Origin of the sequence: Streptomyces sp. NPDC051963 (genome assembly GCF_044593495.1) — a bacterium.
In the GTDB taxonomy this organism is placed as follows: domain Bacteria; phylum Actinomycetota; class Actinomycetes; order Streptomycetales; family Streptomycetaceae; genus Streptomyces.
Genome location: NZ_JBIUCC010000005.1, coordinates 611,061 through 632,291, shown reverse-complemented (window position 1 = coordinate 632,291; position 21,231 = coordinate 611,061). Strand labels below are relative to the sequence as shown.

Annotated in this window: 21 protein-coding genes, 1 tRNA gene and 1 pseudogene; 17 read left to right on the top strand and 6 right to left on the bottom strand. The window is 70.3% G+C overall.

Translation table 11 applies throughout. The annotated features are described in order from the left end of the window. The first annotated feature begins 403 nt into the window (after nt 1-403). A complete protein-coding gene (locus ACIHFB_RS23665) occupies nt 404-2,692 on the top strand; it encodes a transglycosylase domain-containing protein (RefSeq protein ID WP_365272931.1) in 2,289 nt (762 codons plus the stop codon). A 110-nt stretch (nt 2,693-2,802) separates the two neighbouring features. On the opposite strand, the gene ACIHFB_RS23660 is transcribed toward ACIHFB_RS23665, so the two are convergent. After that, entirely contained in the window at nt 2,803-3,267 is a 465-nt protein-coding gene (locus ACIHFB_RS23660; protein WP_210593635.1) for a GatB/YqeY domain-containing protein, read from the bottom strand. An 89-nt stretch (nt 3,268-3,356) separates the two neighbouring features. On the opposite strand from ACIHFB_RS23660, the gene ACIHFB_RS23655 reads away from it, so the two are divergent. The 3 genes from ACIHFB_RS23655 to ACIHFB_RS23645 all read left to right on the top strand — a co-directional run bounded on the left by ACIHFB_RS23655 (nt 3,357) and on the right by ACIHFB_RS23645 (nt 5,319). Next, nucleotides 3,357-4,283 (top strand): metallophosphoesterase, encoded by a 927-nt coding sequence (locus ACIHFB_RS23655; RefSeq protein WP_365272927.1) that lies wholly within the window; start codon nt 3,357-3,359, stop codon nt 4,281-4,283. Nucleotides 4,284-4,413: 130 nt separating this feature from the next. Then, nucleotides 4,414-5,211 (top strand): Pr6Pr family membrane protein, encoded by a 798-nt coding sequence (locus ACIHFB_RS23650; RefSeq protein ID WP_365272924.1) that lies wholly within the window; start codon nt 4,414-4,416, stop codon nt 5,209-5,211. A 34-nt stretch (nt 5,212-5,245) separates the two neighbouring features. Continuing rightward, nucleotides 5,246-5,319 (top strand) — tRNA-Pro (locus tag ACIHFB_RS23645). A gap of 15 nt (nt 5,320-5,334) precedes the next feature. Here the strand turns inward: ACIHFB_RS23645 and ACIHFB_RS23640 are convergent. Continuing rightward, nucleotides 5,335-5,496, bottom strand: a complete 162-nt coding sequence (locus tag ACIHFB_RS23640; RefSeq protein WP_400127815.1) for a hypothetical protein — start codon at nt 5,494-5,496, stop codon at nt 5,335-5,337. A 146-nt stretch (nt 5,497-5,642) separates the two neighbouring features. Here ACIHFB_RS23640 and ACIHFB_RS23635 point away from each other — a divergent pair, with 146 nt between their 5' ends. The 8 genes from ACIHFB_RS23635 (at nt 5,643) to ACIHFB_RS23600 (ending at nt 11,386) form a co-directional block, all read left to right on the top strand. After that, nucleotides 5,643-6,476, top strand: a complete 834-nt coding sequence (locus ACIHFB_RS23635) for a PIG-L family deacetylase (protein WP_365272811.1) — start codon at nt 5,643-5,645, stop codon at nt 6,474-6,476. 282 nt (nt 6,477-6,758) lie between these two features. Next, nucleotides 6,759-7,289: a DUF5994 family protein gene (locus tag ACIHFB_RS23630; protein WP_400127814.1), complete on the top strand. Its 531-nt coding sequence runs from the start codon at nt 6,759-6,761 to the stop codon at nt 7,287-7,289. A 243-nt stretch (nt 7,290-7,532) separates the two neighbouring features. Next, on the top strand, nt 7,533-7,880 hold the full coding sequence (locus ACIHFB_RS23625; protein WP_365272805.1) for a hypothetical protein: 348 nt from the start codon (nt 7,533-7,535) through the stop codon (nt 7,878-7,880). Nucleotides 7,881-7,968: 88 nt separating this feature from the next. Then, a complete protein-coding gene (locus tag ACIHFB_RS23620) occupies nt 7,969-8,664 on the top strand; it encodes a DUF5994 family protein (RefSeq protein ID WP_400127813.1) in 696 nt (231 codons plus the stop codon). 163 nt (nt 8,665-8,827) lie between these two features. After that, nucleotides 8,828-9,184: a hypothetical protein gene (locus tag ACIHFB_RS23615; protein ID WP_400127812.1), complete on the top strand. Its 357-nt coding sequence runs from the start codon at nt 8,828-8,830 to the stop codon at nt 9,182-9,184. Nucleotides 9,185-9,259: 75 nt separating this feature from the next. Further along, nucleotides 9,260-9,820 carry a GNAT family N-acetyltransferase gene (locus ACIHFB_RS23610; RefSeq protein ID WP_400127811.1) on the top strand — a complete coding sequence of 187 codons (561 nt, stop codon included), beginning with the start codon at nt 9,260-9,262 and terminating at the stop codon, nt 9,818-9,820. A gap of 494 nt (nt 9,821-10,314) precedes the next feature. Then, nucleotides 10,315-10,713, top strand: coding sequence for a DUF5994 family protein (locus ACIHFB_RS23605; protein ID WP_365272793.1), 399 nt, complete (start codon nt 10,315-10,317; stop codon nt 10,711-10,713). Nucleotides 10,714-10,888: 175 nt separating this feature from the next. Continuing rightward, a complete protein-coding gene (locus ACIHFB_RS23600) occupies nt 10,889-11,386 on the top strand; it encodes a DUF5994 family protein (RefSeq protein WP_400127810.1) in 498 nt (165 codons plus the stop codon). Between the two features lie 29 nt (nt 11,387-11,415). On the opposite strand, the gene ACIHFB_RS23595 is transcribed toward ACIHFB_RS23600, so the two are convergent. After that, nucleotides 11,416-11,631: a tautomerase family protein gene (locus ACIHFB_RS23595; RefSeq protein WP_400127809.1), complete on the bottom strand. Its 216-nt coding sequence runs from the start codon at nt 11,629-11,631 to the stop codon at nt 11,416-11,418. A gap of 64 nt (nt 11,632-11,695) precedes the next feature. Between ACIHFB_RS23595 and ACIHFB_RS23590 the strand changes: the two are divergent. Then, nucleotides 11,696-12,424, top strand: a pseudogene (locus ACIHFB_RS23590) (helix-turn-helix transcriptional regulator); the annotation flags it as partial. Between the two features lie 42 nt (nt 12,425-12,466). Here the strand turns inward: ACIHFB_RS23590 and ACIHFB_RS23585 are convergent. Further along, nucleotides 12,467-12,847 (bottom strand): helix-turn-helix domain-containing protein, encoded by a 381-nt coding sequence (locus tag ACIHFB_RS23585; RefSeq protein ID WP_365272785.1) that lies wholly within the window; start codon nt 12,845-12,847, stop codon nt 12,467-12,469. A gap of 133 nt (nt 12,848-12,980) precedes the next feature. On the opposite strand from ACIHFB_RS23585, the gene ACIHFB_RS23580 reads away from it, so the two are divergent. The 3 genes from ACIHFB_RS23580 to ACIHFB_RS23570 all read left to right on the top strand — a co-directional run bounded on the left by ACIHFB_RS23580 (nt 12,981) and on the right by ACIHFB_RS23570 (nt 18,764). Then, entirely contained in the window at nt 12,981-13,388 is a 408-nt protein-coding gene (locus ACIHFB_RS23580; RefSeq protein WP_365272783.1) for a RidA family protein, read from the top strand. Between the two features lie 463 nt (nt 13,389-13,851). Continuing rightward, the gene (locus tag ACIHFB_RS23575) at nt 13,852-17,817 is read left to right on the top strand and encodes an AAA family ATPase (protein WP_400127808.1); all 3,966 of its coding nucleotides are present in this window, start codon (nt 13,852-13,854) and stop codon (nt 17,815-17,817) included. Between the two features lie 158 nt (nt 17,818-17,975). After that, nucleotides 17,976-18,764, top strand: coding sequence for a glycosyltransferase family 2 protein (locus ACIHFB_RS23570; RefSeq protein ID WP_400127807.1), 789 nt, complete (start codon nt 17,976-17,978; stop codon nt 18,762-18,764). Between the two features lie 51 nt (nt 18,765-18,815). On the opposite strand, the gene ACIHFB_RS23565 is transcribed toward ACIHFB_RS23570, so the two are convergent. After that, nucleotides 18,816-19,661, bottom strand: a complete 846-nt coding sequence (locus ACIHFB_RS23565) for a hypothetical protein (RefSeq protein ID WP_400127806.1) — start codon at nt 19,659-19,661, stop codon at nt 18,816-18,818. 179 nt (nt 19,662-19,840) lie between these two features. On the opposite strand from ACIHFB_RS23565, the gene ACIHFB_RS23560 reads away from it, so the two are divergent. Beyond that, nucleotides 19,841-20,764 (top strand): FkbM family methyltransferase, encoded by a 924-nt coding sequence (locus ACIHFB_RS23560; protein WP_365272771.1) that lies wholly within the window; start codon nt 19,841-19,843, stop codon nt 20,762-20,764. 5 nt (nt 20,765-20,769) lie between these two features. Here ACIHFB_RS23560 and ACIHFB_RS23555 read toward each other — a convergent pair whose 3' ends face one another. Continuing rightward, nucleotides 20,770-21,228, bottom strand: coding sequence for a DUF4913 domain-containing protein (locus ACIHFB_RS23555; RefSeq protein ID WP_365272768.1), 459 nt, complete (start codon nt 21,226-21,228; stop codon nt 20,770-20,772). Nucleotides 21,229-21,231: the final 3 nt, after the last annotated feature.

Here is a 21,231-nt window from a genome sequence, read left to right as displayed (position 1 = left end):
AATGGCCCGAACGGACTATGCGTAAGCGGCAGATCACCCGGGGGAGTGAGGTGTCGACATGCGTGATCATCCCGGCAAACCGGGGCAGTTCTCCAGGGTCACAACGGACGCCAGGTGACACACAAGGCGGATTCGGACACGTACCCCATAAAAAGTTGGGCTACTTCCGGAACGTTTCGGGGTCGCCGGACGTATTGATACGTGACCTGACTGCCGTGACAGTTGAGAGCAGCTTAGGCCAAGGCCTAGACGCGTGTCCGGCGAATGAGAAGGTAGACGGTCGGCGTTGCCGTGCCGTGATGCAGTGGGCTGACGTGTGCCCTCATGTCACGATCCCGCACCCGAACCTCTCAGGACGCACCGGTCCCTCGGATCGGACTCAGGTACGGATTAGGCTGCTCCCATGCCAAAGAAGCGCGCGGGTGGTGGGCTGTCGCCCACGCAGGAGGCCGCCAAGTTCCTCGGTGTCAGTGTGCTCGCGGGAGCCGTGCTGGCCGGCATCGCCCTGCCCGCGTTCGGCGCGCTGGGCCTCGCGGCGAAGGGGTCGGTCGAGGGATTCGACGAGATCCCGGCCAATCTCAAGCAGCCACCGCTGAGTCAGCGCACCACGATCCTCGATGCCAACGGCTCCCAGATCGCCACGGTCTACTCCCGTGACCGCACGGTGGTCGACCTCAAGAGCGTCTCGCCGTACATGCAGAAGGCGATCGTCGCGATCGAGGACGCCCGCTTCTACCAGCACGGCGCGGTCGACCTGAAGGGCGTCCTGCGCGCGCTCAACCGCAACGCCCAGAGCGGTGGCGTCGCCGAGGGCGCCTCCACCCTCACCCAGCAGTACGTGAAGAACGTGTTCGTGGAGGAGGCCGGCGACGACCCGACGAAGGTCGCCCAGGCCACCCAGCAGACCCTCGGCCGCAAGATCAAGGAGCTGAAGTACGCGATCCAGGTCGAGGAGGAGCTCGGCAAGAAGAAGATCCTCGAGAACTACCTGAACATCACGTTCTTCGGCCAGCAGGCGTACGGCGTCGAGGCGGCCGCCCAGCGCTACTTCTCCACGTCCGCCAAGGACCTCAGCCTCCAGCAGTCGGCCCTCCTCGCCGGCATCGTCCAGTCCCCCAGCCGGTACGACCCGGTCAACGACGAGGCCGAGGCCACCAAGCGCCGCAACACCGTGCTCCAGCGCATGGCCGACGTGGGCGACGTCTCCCAGGAGGAGGCCGACAAGGCCAAGGAGCAGCCGCTGGGGCTGAAGGTGAGTCAGCCGAAGAACGGGTGCATCACCGCGGTCAAGGGCGCCAGTTTCTTCTGCAAGTACGTCGAGAAGGTCTTCCTCAGCGACCCGGTCTTCGGCAAGACCAAGGAGGCCCGGGCGAAGGTCTGGAACCGGGGCGGCCTGACGATCCGTACGACGCTCGACGCGCAGGCGCAGGCGTCGGTCCAGCAGTCCCTCAAGGACCACGTCAACCAGGACGACCAGGTCGCCGCGGCCTCCACCCTGGTCGAGCCCGGCACCGGCAAGATCCTCGCGATGGGCCAGTCGAAGCCGTACGGCTACGGCAAGAACGAGACCGAGTACAACTACTCGGTCAACTCTGCCTACGGCGGCTCCAACTACGGCTTCCCGACCGGTTCGACCTTCAAGCCGTTCGTGGCGGCGGCCGCGCTGGAGGAGGGGCGACCGCCGAACCAGGAGTACTCGTCGCCGTACGAGATGGAGTACCCGAGCCCGGTCCAGACGTGCAGCAGCAAGCCATGGGTCAACGACGACGGCTTCACGGTCGAGAACGAGGACGAGTCCGAGGTCGGCCCGTACCAGCTGCGGAAGGCCATGGAGAAGTCGGTGAACACCTACTTCGTCCAGATGATCTCCGACATCGGTCTGTGCCCGGTCGTGAAGATGACCGACGCGCTGCATGTCGTGCAGGGCAACGGCACCAAGCTGCCGGAGCAGCCCGCCATCGCCCTCGGCTCCGTGGGTCTCTCCCCGCTGACGATGGCGAGCGCGTACGCCGCCTTCGCCTCCCGCGGCATGTACTGCACGCCGGTCGCCATCGAGTCGATCACGCAGAAGATCGCCGGTGTGCAGAAGTCCCTCGAGGTCCCGAAGTCGACGTGCTCGCGGGCGATGAGCGAGAAGACCGCGGACACCATCAACACCCTGCTGCAAGGCGTGGTCGACTCCGGCACCGGTCAGCAGGCCGGTCTCACCGACCGCGACAACGCCGGTAAGACGGGTACGACGGACGAACGCAAGAACGCCTGGTTCGTCGGCTACACGCCGAACCTCTCGGGCGCCGTCTGGGTCGGCAGCGCCACCCAGAAGGTCGAGATGAAGAACATCACCATCGGCGGCGTCTACCACGAGCTCGTCTACGGCGGCCAGGTCCCGGGCCCGATCTGGAAGGACGCCATGACCGGCGCCCTCGAGGGCAAGGAGTCCCCGCCCTTCAACATCGTCGACATCCCCGAGCCCGACAAGGGCCGCGGCGACGGCGATGGGAACGGCAACGGAAACGGCAACGACGACGGTGACAACGGCGACGAGGACGGCGGCCTCATCGCCGGCCTGATCAACGGCGGCACGGACGGCGGCGCCACCGAACCGACGCCTTCCTTCTCCATCCCGGAGAACCTCTTCGAGGGGCAGGACGGCGGGAACAACGGGAACGGTAACGGGGGGAACTTCCCCTGACGGTCCGGCCGCGGTACGCGGTGGTTACGACGATGGGGGCGCCCCTTTTCGAAGGGGCGCCCCCATCGTCGTAGGAGGGGCTGTGGTCCTACACGGGACTGCGACTGCGGTCAGCCCGCGAGCAGCTTCTTGACCGCGGCGGCGACCCGGCCGCCCTCGGCCTGTCCGGCGACCTTGGGGTTCACGATCTTCATCACGGCGCCCATGGCCCGCGGCCCCTCGGCGCCTGCCGCCCTGGCCTCCTCGACGGCCTGGGCGACGATCTGGTCGAGCTGCTCGTCGCTGAGCTGCTTGGGCAGGTACGCGGCGAGCACCTCGCCCTCCGCCTTCTCCCGCTCGGCCTGCTCGGGGCGACCGCCCTGCGCGAAGGCGTCGGCGGCCTCGCGCCGCTTCTTCGCCTCGCGGGTGATCACCTTCTGCACCTCGTCGTCGGAGAGCTCGCGCTTCTCCTTGCCCGCGACCTCCTCCTTGGTGATCGCGGAGAGCGTCAGCCGGAGCGTCGAGGAGCGGAGCTCGTCGCGCGCCTTGATCGCGGTGTTGAGGTCGTCCTGAAGCGTCGACTTGAGGTTGGTCATGCGTTTGATTGTCGCAGGTGCGGGAGCCCGAACGCCCGCTGATTTAAGGGCCGGCGCGGGCGACGGCCACGGTCTGACACGATGGTCGTATGCGCGCACGATACGGAGTTCCCCTGGGAATCGCGGCGGCCGGCGCCGCCGGTCTGGTCTATGCAGCGGGTTTCGAGGCCCGCTCGTTCCGTCTCCGACGGGTGACCGTCCCGGCCCTGCCCGCCGGGATGCGGCCGCTGCGTGTGCTCCAGGTCTCCGACATCCACATGGTCGGCGGCCAGCGCAAGAAGCAGCGGTGGCTGCGCTCGCTGGCCGGCCTGCGCCCCGACTTCGTGATCAACACGGGTGACAACCTGTCCGACCCCGAGGGCGTCCCCGAGGTACTGGACGCGCTCGGCCCGCTGATGGAGTTCCCGGGCGCGTACATCTTCGGCTCCAACGACTACTACGGCCCGACACTCCGCAATCCGGGCCGGTACTTGATCGAGAAGGTCCAGGGCAAGCACGGCCTGAACGGCAACGCGCCCGCGGTCGGCGTGATCCACAACCCGTGGGAGGACCTGCGGGACGGCTTCGACGCGGCGGGCTGGCTGAACCTGACGAACACCCGCGGCACCCTGAAGATCGAGGGCGCCGAGGTCGAGCTGACGGGACTGGACGACCCGCACATCAAGCGGGACCGCTACGAGCGGGTGGCTGGCGGCCCGTCGAGCGGCGCCGACTTCTCGATGGGCGTGGTGCACGCGCCGTATCTGCGCACGCTGGACGCGTTCACCGCGGACGGCTATCCGCTGATCCTGGCCGGCCACACCCACGGCGGCCAGCTGTGCATCCCCTTCTACGGCGCCCTGGTCACCAACTGCGATCTGGACACGGACCGGGTGAAGGGGTTGTCGACGCATCGCGCGGAGGGCCGTACGGCGTATCTGCACGTGTCGGCTGGGTGCGGGACGAGTCGGTACACGCCGGTGAGGTTCGCTTGCCCGCCGGAGGCGACGTTGTTGACGTTGGTGGGGCGGGAGTAGGGCACAGCACGGGTAGTGCGGAAAGTGCGTCTGCCGGGCGGTTGCCGGGTGACCACACGAGCAGCATGACGGGTCACTCACACAGCCCACCCGTATCGCCCGTTTTGTCCAACCTGCTTAGCGTGAGGGCATGACCGCCCCGATACCCAGGGACATCCCGGATCTGCCCGCGGTTCCCGGAGTGCCCTCGCTGCTGCCCTCGCACGTCCCCGCCACGGCGGTGATGGCTCCCGTACGCCACCCCCTGACCGCCGCGTTCCGTCTGCTGGTCGCCCTGACAGCGGCCGGAGCCGTGGCAATCGACCTGGCCCTGGGCAGCCCGGTCCGGGTCCTGAGCTACTTCACGATCCAGAGCAACATCCTGCTGGCCCTGGTCCTCGCGCTCTCGGCCCGCCGCGCCTGGACCGCGCGCCGCCCGCTGCCGTCGGCCCTGACCGGCGCGACGCTCCTCTACATCGCGGTCACGGGCCTCGTGTACCACCTGCTGCTGGCGAACGCCGCGAGCCCGTTCTCGATGACCGGCGAGACGGTGGCGCCGACGGGCGTACAGGCGATCACCAACCAGGTGCTGCACACGGTGACGCCGATCGCGGCGGTCGTGGACTGGCTGCTGCTGACGGCTCCCGGCCGACTGCATCTGCGCCAGGCCGCGACGTGGCTCCTCTACCCGCTGGCCTACCTGGCGTTCTCCCTCATCCGGGGCGAACTGATCCTGCCCGGCACGCCGGCCCGCTATCTCTACCCCTTCCTGGACGTCGACCAGCACGGCTACAAGAGCGTCCTCGGCAACGCCCTCCTCCTCGGCCTCGCCATGTACGCCCTCGCCATCCTCCTGGTGGCCCTCGACCACATCCGCCCGAACCCGATCCGCCGCCACCTCCTCCACCGCGCGAAAACCGGATTTCGCCTCCAGCCACCGGTGGGCTAAAGTAAACGACGTCGCCGCGACGAGCAGCGACGATCGGGGTGTAGCGCAGCTTGGCAGCGCGCTTCGTTCGGGACGAAGAGGTCGTGGGTTCAAATCCCGCCACCCCGACAGCTGAATAGCAGTTCAGAGGGCCCTCACCGAGTCGGTGAGGGCCCTCTGACGTTGCGAATCCCGCTTGAAGATGCCGTCCATGGCCAAGCGGCCGCCGCCCGCGTCGGCGCCGGGGAAGTCGAGGACGCGGGGCGGCCGTGTCGGGAACAGTCGGTCCGGGCGGGACGGTTGCATCGAGTGAGGGACCGGCGTCGGGCGGGCGGGGGACACGGGGAGCACACGTCGTCCGCCCGCCAGGATCCGGGACCCAGGATTGCGGGATCGCAGTACGCCTGCCGCGCTGCTTGGACCTAGACGTATTTCTTCAGGAGGACTGTTTCATGACTGACCGGCCCTTGACGCTCATGGCAGTGCACGCCCACCCCGATGACGAGGCCACCGGAACCGGAGGGGTCCTCGCGCGGTACGCGGCGGAAGGCATCCGCACGGTTCTCGTGACGTGTACCGACGGCGCCTGCGGTGATGGACCGGGGGGTGTCAAGCCGGGCGATCCCGGGCACGATCCGGCGGCGGTCGCCTTGCTGCGCCGTCAGGAACTCGAGGAGAGCTGTAGCGTCCTGAAGATCAGCGATCTGGAGATGCTGGACTATGCGGACTCCGGGATGATGGGCTGGCCGAGCAACGACGCCCCCGGATCCTTCTGGCAGACCCCCGTGCAGGACGGCGCGGCCCGACTCGCGGAACTCATGCGGCACTACCGACCCGATGTGGTCGTCACCTACGACGAGAACGGCTTCTACGGCCACCCCGACCACATCCAGGCCCACCGCATCACGATGGCCGCCCTGGAGATGACCGCGCTGACACCGAAGGTGTACTGGACCACGATGCCTCGCTCGGGGATGCAGCGGTTCGGGGAGATCATGCGCGAGTTTCATCCGGACATGCCGGAGCCGGATCCCGCCGAGGCTGCCGCGATGGCCGAGATCGGCCTCCCCGACGATGAGATCACCACGTGGGTGGACACCACCGCGTTCAGCGGCCAGAAGTTCGACGCGTTGGCCGCGCACGCCAGTCAGGGCGAGAACATCTTCTTCCTCAAGATGGGCAAGGAGAGGTTCGGCGAGTTGATGGGCATGGAGACCTTCGTACGTGTCCAGGACGCCACCGGAGCGGCCGTACCCGAGAACGATCTCTTCGCCGGACTGCGCTGATCCGCCCGCCCGCCGACCGGCCGGGAAAGCGCATCGACCGCACGGCCCGACGAGCGGCCGGAGGGACCCGCCTTCAGCTCCCCGTGGACATCCCCCGCCCGTCGGAGAGCGGGGGCCGGAGGTGGGGTGATCTCCGGGAGCGGTCCGTTCGGGGGGTTCAGGGAGTAGCGTGAACTTATCGGGAGCACTTCGCGCACCGGCTCCGACTGCCGGTGTCGTTCCTGGTGAGCAACTACACCGGGCAACTGCCCCCGCGCAGGGGTCCGGAGACGGGTTCGCACGATGTCCGCGACCACCGATCGTCCCCCGCCGCGCGCCGTGCCCTTCGGCGCGGCGGCCGCGCGCCTCGCACTCAGACCCGCCGGTCTCCCCTCCGCGGAGGGCGGGCTGGAGGGGGCCTGGTGGCCCCGTTCACGTGACCTGAGTCAGGAACTCCCTGCGCTGGCCGACGTACTGGATCCGCTGTGGGGACGAGTCACCCGTATCGGTGTGAATCCCCGCTACTGGCCGGTGATTCCGCCTCGGATCTTCGTCAACGGGCATGTGGTGAAGGTGGGTTGGTTCACGTCGGCACTGGATCCGCACATGATCCTGCTGCTGTCCTGCACGGCGGGGCGCCGGGATCTGCTGGTGATTCCGCCGGAGACCGGTGCCCCGTCGGCCGGCCGGTTGATGACCGCCGCGAGCACGAGCGCGAGCACCGGTCCGCAGTTGACCGCGACTGCTCTGATGACAGAGGAGCCGGGCTACTGCGCTTCCTTGTCGGATGGCGTGGGCACCGGGCTGTCCGGTTCGCTGGCGGCGGGGATGTGACCAGCACGGTGCGGGGCCGTGTCGCTTCGGAAGCCACGGCCAGGCACTCCGCTCTTCCGTCTCGCCCGGACCCCGCGGGAAACCCATCCACCGGACAACAGTGAGGTCGGCCATGATCGTGTCGCAGTCCGTCAGGCACCAGGCGCAGAGGATGAAAAGCAGGAACGACCGGCTCTCCGGAAATCTGAAACGGGCCTTCGGGAGGACCGAGGAAGCCTTCAGGCGCAACGGAAGCGGTCCCCGATGATGTACGACCAGACACGCGCCCAGCAGCCTGCGGGCCAGACCTCGGGTTCCGCCGGGCGCCGCAGCCAGGGCCCGGAGCCGCTCGTCCCGGCGGACCAGCAGGACAAGGTCGTCCAGCGCCTCCGGCACGCCATCAACACCTTCCCCGACTCCCCGCTCGAAGCGTTGGAAGAGGCCGAGAGTGCCTACGACGAAGCCACCGCGCAGTTGGCGAGCGCCCTCGCGGAACGGCGGCGTCTGCTGCGGGCCGGCTGGCAGGACCGGGACCCCGAGACACAGCCCGACGAAATCCGGCTCGCGCTGAGGCAGTACCGGGAGATCACCCAGCGACTGCTCCACCTCTAGGTCCGTCGCTGGTCCCGTCACTGGAGCCGTCGCCGCACCCGTCATCGGAGCCGCCGCAGGTCCGCGCTGCGGCGGAGCGCGGAGTAGTGTGGAGAACACCGAGGGTATTTCGCATACCGGCCTCCACGCCGGGTCGTTCTCGGCGAGCGATGAAACCCGGGCCGCTGCTGAGGCGGCCCGGAGACGGGTCCGCGCCATGTCGGCGACCTTGCCCTTGCCTTTGCCCTCGCACCCAACCCTTCCGCGTCACGAGTCCGTCGCGGGCCCGACCGTGCGTCTCGCCCTGAAGACCGACGGCAGCTCCCGCGGACTCCTGGACGGGGCCTGGTGGCCCCGCTCCCGGGATCTGCTCGTCGAACTGCCCGCGCTGACCGAGGTGTTGGACCCCTTGTGGGGCCGTATCACCCGCATCGCCGTCAATCCGATGCACTGGCCGGTCATCCCCCGCCAGGCTCCCGTGGCCGGCCACATCGTCAAGGTCGGCTGGTTCACCCCGGAACTCGACCCGCACAAGCTGCTGCTGCTCTCCTATCGCACCGGCCGCTGGGATCTCCTGGTCATCCCGCCCGAGACCGGGGCGGAGACGGCGGCCCGGCTGATGGCCGCCGCGTCCGACCCCGCCGGCCCCCTTCTCACCGCGAGCGCGCTCATCGCCGCGGACGAGACACGGGAGGAGGACGAGGCACGGAAGTACGAGGGCAGCGCCTCCGCGATGTCAGCGATGTCAGCCATGTCAGCCGCCGTCCCACAGCAGCCCGCCCCGCCCGCTCCTCCCAGTCCATGAGGCGGCCGGCATGAACGCCTTGCCGACGGCCGCCCCGCCCGGCTTCCCGACCCCCACCGGCCCCGACGACGACTCGGCGCCACCGTCCCCGCTTCGGACTCCCGGGCCGACCGCCCCGGATACGAACGCTGAGACCCGAGTACGAATGCGGAGAGGTGCCGTCATGCGCCTGTGGCCCCGCCACCCACGTGGCACGAACGACTCCTCCGCGCCGGCGAGTCCTCCGGACGAGAGCACGCCGGCCGGAGGCCTCGCCGAGGTCCGCATCATCGCCGCGGACCCCGACACCGCCCAGCAGGTGGCGCGGCTGCTGCGTCAGGGCTTCCGCTGCGACGAGCCCCGCAGCTACCCCGCGGGACGGGACGGGCACGGCACCCTCCTGCACCTCACGGTCGACACCGGACAGGCCGGGCGGACGCCGGCGGCGGAGTCGTCCTCGACGGAGGCGTCGACCGAGTCGTCGTGGCTGAACTCCAGCCGTTCCGAGGAACGACGCATTCACGCCGACGAGCCGGGCTGACCGGCGGGCCACTGGGCGGCCGGGCGCCCGAGAATGCCCGATGACGCGGACTCGCCGGTCCGGGAGGAGGCCCGTATGGCCATGGCAGAGGTGCACCTGCGGCGGCTGAGCAGGTGGCAGGCCGAGCAGCAGCGCGAGACGGTCGCGGACGCGTATGTCATGGCGTACGGCAGCGGCGGGGACGGCGATCAGCAGGACCGCCGGGTCTTCCTGCGCGGATTTGCCGCCGATGTCCAGCGCGCCGGCTTCGACATGGTCGTCGCCGACTCGGCCGGGCTCGTCGGGTGCGCCTATGGATACCGCCTGGACCGCACCGGCACGGAGTGGTCCGGCTTCGCGGGAGAACAGCGGCCGCGCACAGTGGAGTTCACCGCGTCGAGCCGGGTCTTCGCGCTGGCCGAGGTGATGGTGCTGCCCGCGCACCGCCGTCGCGGCATCGCGACGCTGCTGGTCGAACGGCTGTTGTCCCGGCCGAGCACGGATCTGGTCGTGGCTTCCGTCGACCGGCGTCTCGGGACGGGACCGCGGGAAATGCTCAGGGCGTGGGGCTGGAAGGAACTGGGCGGAGCAGAAGCCGCGGCCGTTTCCGACGGGACGGGGGGCATGGAGGCCTGGGTCCGCGGGCCGGTTCGGTGAGGCCGTGGGCCCAGCGCGAGGGCCCACACTGCCCGCCGGAACGCCCCGGTACCGGTCCGGTGCCGGTCCAGTGCCGGTCCGCGCCATGGTTACGTTCCACAACGCCCGCTTCGTCGCGCCCACAGGTAGGCTGAAAAGACCGAGGGCATGACGCATGCCGGTGACCGAACCGGTCTCGTCCTTGGCGTACCACGACTCCGGGGGTTCGCCGCCCGGGACAGGTTCCGCATCATGACAGCGCCTGCCACTTGTCTGCCGTCCTGCCGCCGTGACCCCGCGTTTCCGCGCGCGAGCGGCGAGGAGAACCAGAACCCCACCTGACGGCGCCACACCTGCCACCGGCCAACCCGCACATGAGAGTGCGGAGTTCGGAGCGTACGCGGCGCGTTGCGACGCGGTCCGAGGCGGGCCCGCGCACATCGTGCACCCCGCCGGGGCGTTCGAGGAGTGACCAGAGACGACCACAGACCACGGATCAGCCGTCAGGAGACGTCATGACCACCGCATTGCAGCCCCCGCTTCCCTCCCTTCCCCTCCTCCGCCTGCGGCTCGCGCCCCACAGCGCCATGCCGCGGCGCCTCGACGGCGCGTGGTGGCCGCGCTCCAACGACCTCCTGGCGGAACTGCCGCAGCTGCTCGCCGGACTGCCGCGGTCCTGGGGCACCGTCGTCAGTGTCGTCGTGAACGGCGCCACCTGGTCCCCGACACCGGGCCGGATGCTGGTCTTCAACCAGGTCGTACGGCTGCGCAAGACGCACCCGGCGCATGCCTTGAACACCGTTGTCCTGCTCTCCCCCGGCCGGGGACGCTGGGATCTGCTGGTCGTGCCGCCTGATACGACCGAGGAGGCCGCCGAACCGCTCATGGCCGACGCCGCGGGCGAAACCGCCTGAGGAGGTCCTGAGAGGTCGTCCCGCCGAAGGGTCTGCCCAAGGGTCTGCCCGGCGTCCGCTCACCTCGGACGTGCGGACCAGGAGGAGTAGCGTGGAAACGAGTCGGCCTCGTTGGTCCTGGTCCTCCCCGGCAGGCCGAGCCGAGTTACGCAATCCGCAGGGTCAGGTGAACGCGATGCCCGACACCGGCTCCCCGCATCTGAGGCCCGGCCTCCTGCCGGACACCGTGCACGCTGGCGTACGGCCCGGAACGGCTCTGTTGCGGCTGGAGACGACCCACGATCGCAAGGGGATCCTCGACGGCGCGTGGTGGCCGCGGTCCCGGGACATCGCCGCTGAGCTTCCCGGTCTGATCGCCGCGCTGACCGAGCATCTCGGGCCGGTCACCCGGGTCGGTCTGGATGCCGATGCCTGGGACGCCCTGCCGACGCGCATGACCATCGACGACCGTGTCGTGCACATCGACTCGCACGCGGTGGGAGACGACACCGTCCTTGTCACCCGGGGCGAGGGAGACCTCTTCTCCCTCCTCGTGGTCCCGCCCAACGCCACGCCCGAGGCGGCCCGCGCCGCGATGGCCGAAGCGGTGCGTGCGGGCAGTCTCAGCAGTGCCGAGCAGATCATCGTCGCCACCGGAACCGATGTCGCCACCGGAACCGATCACGAACGGTGAGGACGCTCCCCCCGGCCCCGACGGCTCGGTCAGGTGGCGGGTGTCCGGCCGATCTCCGCCGAGGTCAGGACATGGCCGCCGATGCCCCAGCCGCCGTCGGGCACCTCCTCGACCAGGACCAGGGTGGTGGCGCGGGCGCGTTCGCCGTAGAGCTCGGCGTAGAGGTCGGTGGTGCGGGTGATGATCTGCTCCTTCTGCTTCTCGGTGAGGGTGCCCGCGGGGACCTTGGACGTTGCGTGCGGCATGGGGAGTTCGCCTTCTGTCAGGGGACAACGGTGGGCTGACCGCGGTGTCGCGTGTCCGCCGCCCGGCCTGCCCGCCGGGCCGCGGAGCAGGGTTCCCGGGCTGCGGCGGGAAGAGGTGGCGCAGTTGGCCGGTCTGTCGGCGGACTACTACACGGAGTTGGAACGCGGGCGCGGCACCCGGCCCTCGGCGCAGGTGCTGGCCGCGCTCGCCCGGACACTGCGGCTGAACGGCGACGAACGCGACCATCTGTTCCGCCTCGCCGAGCGGCCCGTACCTCCGGCCGCGGCCGGCCCGACCGCGCACGTCCAGCCGGGGCTGCTCGGTCTCCTCGACCGGCTCGCGACGACACCCGCGCAGATCATCACCGACCTGCACGAGACCCTCGTACAGAACGCGGCGGCCGTCGCGCTCATCGGCCGGCAGCCGACGGGACGAGGGCCTGAGGCGGGCTTCATCCACCGCTGGTTCACCGATCCCGGCTCCCGTGCGATCTATCCGCCCGACGAACACCCGCACCATTCCCGGGTGTTCGTCGCCGACCTGCGGGCGGTCGCCTCGCGGCGCGGCGACGATGCCGAAGTGGCGTGTCTCGTGGGCGGGTTGCGGCGACGCAGCGAGGAGTTCGCCGCGCTGTGGGACACCCATGACGTCGCCCTGCGCAGATCGGACCACAAGCGCATCGTCCATCCGGCCCTCGGCGTCCTCGCGGTGGACTGCAACACCCTGTTCAGCGAGGACGGACGCCAGCGCCTGCTGTGGTTCACCGCCACGCCCGGCACCGAAGCCGCCGCCGGACGGTCGAGCGGTAGCCGCCCACGCCGGCGAACCCGCCCGTCAGGTGTCGAAGCGCCGGCGGGAGGCTTCGATGTGGCCCAGGTAGTGGTGGGTCCAGTCGCACAGTGCGTCGATCGTCACCCGCAGGGCCTGGCCGGCCTCGGTGAGGGTGTACTCGACCCGGGGCGGCACGACGGGGTGCACCGTCCGCCGGATCAGGCCGTTGCGCTCCAGCATGCGCAGGTTCTGGGTGAGCATCTTGTGGCTGACGCCCTCGATCTCGTTCCGCAGCTCGCTGAAACGCAGGGTGCGTTCTCCGAGGGACTCGATGATCAGGAGCGCCCACTTGTTGGCGACGTCCGAGAAGATCTCCCGCGCCAGAGAGTCCGCCCGCCTCAGGTCCGCATCCTCGGCCGAGCCGCTGAACTGCTTGGTCACCATCAGGTTCCCCTGTCACCGAAAAGTGCGTTCTTCCATGTCAGCAGCCACTCTCCTACGGTTCCTGAGTAACCACAAGAGAGTGACTCGCCAGAGCACTCGGCGCAGCACTCGCACAGCAACGGAGGCAGGAAAGATGGCCATCACCCTGGTGAACCCCGACGGATTGCCGAAGATCGACGTCTACCGGCAGGTGTCGATCGCAAGCGGCTCGAAGCTGGTCTTCATCGCCGGGCAGGTCGCCTGGGACGTCGACGGTGTCACGGTCGGCGAGGGCGACCTCGCCGCCCAGATCGAGCAGTGCTACGTCAACGTCGGCACCGCCCTGGCCGCGGCCGGTGCGTCCTTCGACGACCTGGCGAAGCTGACCATGTACGTCGTCGACTGGACCCCCGACAAGATGCCCCTGGTTCTCGAGGGGATCGCGCGGGCGTCCGCGAAGCTGGGCGTCACGCCGGTGCCGCCGGCCTCGTTGCTGGGCATCGTGGCCCTGGACATCCCCGAGCACCTGGTCGAGATCGAGGCCACCGCCGTCATCGACTGAGCGCATGGCGTGACGAATGCCGGGCAGGTGAGCCGGTATGCGTCGCCGCGTCGTCCGGAACCGGTCCCTCCCCACGTGGGGACCGGTACCGAACGACGCGCGAGGCCTCGGTCCGCGCCAGTCGCGGCGCGGACCGAGGCGGGGCGGGATCCGTGGTCGGCGATGAGCGGTCCGGATGGGACGGCTCCACGGATCTCTCAGGCCTTGGGCACGGGTCCGACACCACCGAAACGGAACTTCGGCGGAAGCTGGCCGAGAACGTACGGCGTCATTGGCTGCCTCTCCGAGCACTGGGCTGGTGGCCTGTCATAACGGCGTGCAGTCGGTTCGCTACTGCGTCGTGATCCTGCCATCTGGAGCCCTCCACGAGGAGGTTGCGGTATCCGGTCCGGTCCTTCCTCGCAGGTCAGCTGTATAAAGTGAGTTTTCCGGTCCGGATGTTCAGCAGCGAGGGAAGTAAGGGGTGGAGACCTTGAGTTCCGACTCAGGGGCGCGCACAGCCTTCGCGGAGCGTCTTGCGCTGCTGTACAAGGAGGCCGGCAACCCTCCGCTCAAGCGGGTGGCCGAGGCGGTCGTACAGCTTCAGCGGGTCGACGAACGCGGGCGGCAGGTGCGGGTGTCCGCTCAGCGGATCAGCGACTGGCGACGCGCGAAGAACGTGCCCGCCCACTTCACCGCGCTGGCCGCCGTGCTGTCCATCCTGATCCCGCAGGCGCGGCGCGCGCGACCCACGCCGGTGTCGACGGGCCTGTACGACCTGGGTCAGTGGCAGCGCATCTGGGAGCAGGCGGTGGCCGATCCCATCGGCGAGCGTGCCGCCGTGACCGGGGAAGAGGAGGAGCGGCCCTCGGGCGAAGGCCAGGCCGTCCCCGGTGGGGTGTGTCCGTACCGGGGGCTCGCGTCGTACCGGCAGCAGGACGCCCGGTGGTTCTTCGGCCGGGAGCGGAGCACCGACGCCCTCATGGCCCAGCTGGGCTCGGCGGAGGAGAGCGGCGGGCTGGTCATGCTCGTGGGCGCCTCCGGTGCGGGAAAGTCCTCCCTGCTGAACGCCGGCCTGGTGCCCGCCCTGGAGCAGGATGCGCGGGAGGTCGTGCAGCTGGTGCCGGGCGGCAATCCGCTCACCGAGCTGGCCGAACGGATCCCCGAGCTCGTGCCCCTCGTCTCCGCGAGAAAGACAGAGACGGCCACGCCACAGGCGGTGCGGGACGCCGTCACGCGCTGGGCGGAGACCTGCTCCCCCATCCGCCCCGTCCTCATCGTGGACCAGTTCGAGGAGACCTTCACCCTCTGCTCCGACGAGGCCGACAGGCATACGTTCATCCGGTTCCTGCACGCCGCCTGTGCACCCGGGCCCGACGGCCCCGCCCCCGTCCTCGTCGTCCTCGGCATACGCGCCGACTTCTACGAGCAGTGCCTCGCGTATCCCGAACTCGCCGACGCGCTGCAACACCGGCACATGGTGCTCGGGCCGCTGACCACCACGGAGCTGCGTGAAGCGGTGACCGGACCGGCCAAGGCCGTGGGTCTGGAACTCGAACCCGGGCTGGCGGAGTTGATCGTCCGGGAGGTGAGCGCCGACGGACCCCGCGGGGCGCACGACGCCGGGGTGCTGCCGCTGCTCTCCCACGCCCTGCTGGCCACCTGGCAGCGGCGCAAGGGGGGACGGCTGACACTGGCCGGCTTCCGGGCGGCGGGCGGTATCCAGGGCGCGGTGGCGGCGACCGCCGAGCGGGCCTGGTCCAGCCTCGATCCGGCGGCGCGTACGGCCGCGCGGCTGCTGCTGCTCCGCCTGGTCCGGCTGGGCGAGGACACCCAGGCCACCCGCCGGCGGGGGACGCGACGACAGCTCGCGGACGAGTCGACGGACCCCGGCAAGACGGAGGAGTCGCTCGAAGCCCTGGTGCAGGCCCGGTTGGTGACGCTCGACGCGGAGAGCGTGGAGATCACCCATGAGGCCCTGCTGCACGCCTGGCCGCGGCTGCGCGACTGGATCGACGAGGGCCGCAGCGACCATCTGCTGCGCCAGCGGCTGGAGGAGGACAGTCGGTCCTGGGAGGGCTCGAACCGCGACACGTCGCTGCTGTACCGGGGCTCGCGGCTGGAACAGGCCCACGCCTGGGCCAAGTCCGACGGTGACACCTTCATGACCCGTAGCGCGGTGGACTTCCTGGCCGCCTCAGTGCGCTTGCGCAGGCGCGTGGTCTGGGTCAGCCGCGGTGCGGTGGCGGCGCTGATGGTGCTGGCGCTGGTGGCCGTAGGCGGGGCGGTGATCGCGACGCAGCAGCGGGACGACGCGGTGTTCGCGCAGGTGCTCGCCGAGGCCGATCGCGTCCAGTCCACGGATCCGTCGCTGTCCGCCCAACTCGCCCTGGTGGCGCATCGGCTGCGGTCGGGCGACGAGGACGCGGGCAACCGGCTGATCTCGATCGTCAACGCACCGCTGGCCACGCCCGTGCTCGGCCACACCGGAGCCGTCTACCTCACCACGTTCAGCCCGGACGGACGGCTGCTGGCCACCGCCAGCTACGACCGGACCGTACGCCTGTGGGACGTATCGGACCCGACCCGCCCCAAGGCCCTGGGCAAACCCCTGACCGGACACACCAGTTGGGTGAGCAGCGCGGTCTTCAGCCCTGACGGGAAGACGCTGGCCAGCGCCGGGGACGACGGCACGGTCCGGCTGTGGGATGTACGCGACGCGAGTCGTCCGCGGTCGCTGGGCGCGCCGCTGACCGGGCACAACGGCACGATCTATCTGACCGCCTTCAGCCCGGACGGGCGCACGCTGACCACCGCCGACGAGGACGGCACCGTAGGCCTGTGGGACGTGAGCGATCCGCGGCGGCCCGCGACGCTCGGCACCCTGGACCGCCGCTCAGCGCCCGTTCGCTCGGTGGCGTTCAGCCCCGACGGGCGGACGCTCGCGGCAGGCGGCGACGACAACACGGTCACGCTGTGGGACATGCGTGATCCGCGCCGTCCGGACCGGATCGGCAAGCCGCTCACCGGCCACACCAACACCGTGCACTCCGTGGCCTTCAGCCCGGACGGCAAGACCCTCGCCAGCGGCAGCTCGGACAACACCGTCCGGCTGTGGGACGTCGGCGACCGCGACCGTGCGACCGCGGTCGGGGCGCCGCTGACCGGGCACACCGGTCCCATCTGGTCGGTGGCCTTCAGCCCGGACGGGAGCATGCTCGCGGCCGGCAGCGCGGACAGCACGGCGAGTCTGTGGAACGTCCGCAATCCGGCGTACCCGTCGCAGGTCGGCATGCCGCTGGCGGGCAGCAGCGGGGAGATGTACGCCCTCGGTTTCAGCCCCGACGGACGCACCCTCGCCACCGGCACCGGCGACAGCAAGGTCCGGCTGTGGTCGATCCCCAGGTCGGACATGATCGGCCGCATCGGGGCGTTCCGCCAGGACGGGCGGATACTCGCCACCGGGAGCGGCGACAGCAAGATCCGGATGTTCAACGTGGCGAATCCCGACCGGCCCGTGGCGCTGGGCGAGCCGTTCCCGACCGGGGAGAAGGACCTCAGGCTGATGGTGTTCTCGCCCGACGGCCGCACCCTCGCCGTCCTGACGGGCATCCGCAACACGCTTCAGCTGTGGAACGTCTCCGACCCCGCCCACCCCGTCGCCTACGGCCGTCCCGTCCTGCTGCCCACGCGGTACGCGGGCCCCGACTCGCTGGCCTTCAGCCCGGACGGCCGTACCCTCGCCAGCGCCTACGACGACCGCACGATCCAGCTGTGGGACGCCTCCGACCCGGCCCGTCCGGTCCGGCTCGGCAAGCCGCTCACCGGCCACAAGGGGTACGTCAACGCCCTCGCGTTCAGCCCTGACGGACGCACCCTCGCCAGCGGCAGCGCCGACATCACCATCCGGCTCTGGAACGTCACCGACCCGAGCCGTACGACCCCGCGCGGCAAGCCGCTCACCGGGCATCTCGGCCCCATCAACGCCCTCGCCTACAGCCCGGACGGCCATACGCTGGCCAGCGGCAGCGACGACAACACCGTCCGCCTGTGGAACGTCACCGACCCCGGCGGGGCGACCCTGCTGGGCTCCCCCCTCGCCGGCCACACCGAGGCGCTGGTGTCGCTCACCTTCAGCCACGACGGGCACACCCTCGCCACCGGCGGCAACGACAACACCGTCCGGCTGTGGAACGTCGCCGACCCTTCCGATGCCTCGCCCATCGGCCAGTCGATGAGCCCCAACGCCAAGACGGGCAACTTCCTGTCCTTCAGCCCCAACAGCCACATGATCGGGGTGTCGAGCGGCTCCGACACGGTCCGGCTGTGGAACCTGGACGTCGACAAGGCGATCGACCGTATCTGCTCGGTCACCAGGGGTGTTCTGACCAGGGAGAAGTGGGACGAGTACCTGCCCCGGCTGTCGTACGAACCACCCTGCGGCCAGTGATCCCGATCACAACGCCTCGGTGTGGCTGAGCAGTCGCCTCCCACAGCACTCGTAGCCTTGTTAGCCTTGGCCATAGCCCGATCGCTGGTGCATCCCCCGTCGCCAGCGGTCGGGTCTTTTCGTGGAGCCGCTTTCGTCGAGAGTCTTGGGGACAGGAGGTGAGCGCTGCCGTGAGCGGGCGCATCGTCGTCGTCACCGCTGTGCACGCGCCCTCGGCCGTGTTCCTGGCGGACGCCCACAAGTCGCTGTGCGAACAGGAGTTGCCGGCCGGCTGGGAGTGGCACTGGGTGATCCAGGAGGACGGCCGCACCGACGCCGTCGCCCCGCACGTGCCCGACGACGACCGCGTGACCTTCCGCCAGGGGCGGCCGGGCGGCCCCGGAGTCGCGCGCACGATGGCCCTCGCGCACGCCGACGGCGACTACGTCAAGATCCTCGACGCCGACGACCAGCTCGGTCCCGGCGCTCTGGCCCGCGACCTGGCGGCCCTGGAGGCCGACCCGGCGATCGGCTGGGCGACGTCGCGGGCCCTGGACCTGCTGCCGGACGGCTCGACGGCCGGCTTCCCCGGCGACCCCGCCCCCGGCCCCATCGAGCGCGGATCCGTACTCGACCGCTGGAAGGCCAACGCCTTCCGCGCCCAGGTCCATCCGGCGACGCTCTTCGTCCGACGTGACCTGCTGCTCGCCCTGGGCGGCTGGATGGCCCTGCCCGCATCCGAGGACACCGGCCTGCTGCTCGCCCTCAACTCCGTGAGCCGGGGGTGGTTTTCGGCCGAGGTCGGCCTCCTGTACCGCAAGTGGGAGGGCCAGGCCACCGGCCAGGCCTCGCACATCGATCCCACCGAACGCGAGGCCCGCATGGCCGTGGTGGAGGCGCGGGCACGGGCGTTGGCCGACGTGCGGTGGGGGTATACGGCGCCCAGTGGGACGCCGGACGCCTTCTGAGACTCGGGGCGCCCACTGGGACGCCGGACGGCTCGACCGTTCAGGCCCGGATCAGGCCGACCGTTCAACCTTCGCCGCGGCGGTCTCCGCCCGGCGTTCGGCCTCGCGGACGTGGCGATCGGCGCGGCGGGCGTCCTCGCGGGCCCTGTGCTCGGCCGTGCGTGCCTGCTCGTGCTCGCCTCGGACACGTTTGAGTTCGGCGGTCAGGTCGTCGATGTGCCGCTGGAGCTTCTCCGCCAGTTTCCGGGCCTGGTCGGCGGCACGGGTCGCGGCCGCGGCCTCCTTCTTCCGGGCGCGCAGTTCGTCCTCGGCTTCCTTGGCGTCCCTCCGAGCCCGGGCCTGCCGCTCGCGGCGCTGCTCGTCGGCGGGGACGCGCTTCGGGGCCGGGGCGGGGCGTGGCCTGGCCGAAGGGGAGGCCACGGGGAAACCGACCGTGGCGGTGAGGGGCTTGACCAGCCGGCCCCTGGCCCATTCGCGGGCGGCCTCCGGATCGGCGAGGACGGTGTGCAGGGTGCTTTCGATCTCGCGCCGCGCATCCTCGCCGATGGGGTGACCGGCCTGCGCGGCCAGCTGCCCGGCCTGCCGCGACAGGGCGCTGATCAGGGCCCGCTGCTGCCGGCTGAGCTCCCTCAACTGCGCCCCGTCCAGGTCCTGGTGCGCCTGCCGCAGGCCCTCCCCGAGTCTGAGCAGGGGCTCGATCCGGTCGGGCTGCTCGCGTACGAGGAGGTTGCCGGCCCATGCCGACAGGCTGGGGCGGCGCAGCTTTCCGATGCTCTCCGCGAGGGCGCGGTCTCCTGCCGTCCGGGCCGCCGCCGCGCGGACATCGCGGGCGGCGGTGAAGTCCTCCGGCCGCAGTCCGTACAGCTCGTCGGCGACGGCGTCCAGGTCCAGGTCCATCAGGAGCCCTTTCGACACCACTGGTCCGACAATTTTCTCACCGGAGGACCTGCTCGTCGAAGGCACGCTGCGGCCTGGACGCGATGACCCGGATTCCGTCCGGGACGACATCATGTACAACAATGCTCAGCAGCTGATCACCCGTTGATCGAGCTTGAGAGCCGCACCGGAGGCGCGTGATGAGTACCGGCTTCACCGAGGCCCTGGTCACCCTGGGTCGCCGGTATGTGCGCGACGCCCCGGTCCCGCTCGGCAAGGCGCCGCTGGCCGCGCGGTACCTCAACTCCCGTCTGCGTGATCATCCGCGGCGCCGGGTCGCGGAGACCCGGTTCGGCGCCCGGTTCGCGGTCGACACACAGGACCTCATCCAGCGCTACGTCTATCTGTTCGGCGTGTGGGAGCCGCACATGACGGCGTGGCTCCGGGGCCGGCTGCGACCGGGCGACACCTTCGTCGACGTCGGCGCCAACGTGGGCTACTTCGCGGTCCTCGGCTCCCGGCTCGTCGGCGACACGGGCCGGGTCGTGGCCGTGGAGGCGTCCCCCGCCTTCCACGACAGGATGCGGCAGCAGCTCACGCTCAACGGCTGCACCAACGTCCGTACCGTGAACGCCGCGGTCTCCGACAGCCGCAGGACGCTCACGTTCGTCCTGGCCAGCTCCCACAACATGGGCGCGAACTCGATCGTCCCGTACGACGGCCCGGCGGAGTCGACCTTCGAGGCGGAGGCCCGGCCGCTCCCCGAGCTCCTCGACCCCGACGACCTCACCCGGGCCCGGGTGATCAAGATCGACGTCGAAGGGGCGGAGGGCGGCGTCGTACGAGGCCTGGCTCCCGTCCTCGGCCGGCTCCGGGACGACGCGGAGATCGCCGTGGAGGTCACTCCCGAGCGGATGGCCCAACTGGGGGATTCCGTCGAGGAGTTGCTGGACATCATGCGCGGGCACGGCTTTCACACCTACCGACTGCCCAACAGCTACAAGCCGGACAGCTACCCCCACGCCCTGCGCAGCCCCTCCCCGCCGGTGCGGTGGCGGGGGCCGGTCGTCGGCGAGACCGAGCTGGTCTTCTCGCGCGTCGACGCCGAGGAACTCACCGACTAGGACGCTCAGTCGAGGGCGAACGGGTCCCGGATCACCGCCGACCTCTGTTCGGTGAAAAGCCCCTCCGGCGGCTCCATGATCGGCAGCGGGTCGATGCTGACGTGGCTGCCGCCGACGCAGCGGGCGAACGGCCCGGTGAAGGGATCCGTCAGGGCGCGCATGTGCGGTTCGGTGTGGTGGATCCACCAGTTCGACATGCCCAACGGGCCGTCCCAGCGCAATGCCTCCCAGGCACGCCACAAGGAGTCGAGCCGGGAGAGCGCCTCGGCGTGGCGATACCACTCCGGGCACCACAATCGCCCTGATTCGGGAGTGGGCAGCGAGACGAGATAGCGGAACCGGTCGGAGACGAACTCGCCGACGTTCGGGTAGAACAGCTCCCCGGAGCGCTCGATCTTCTCCTCGTCCCGCCGGATGTCCTCGGCGGACTCGCCCCGCTCCTCGTCGTCGAGTGGTGATGTCATGGC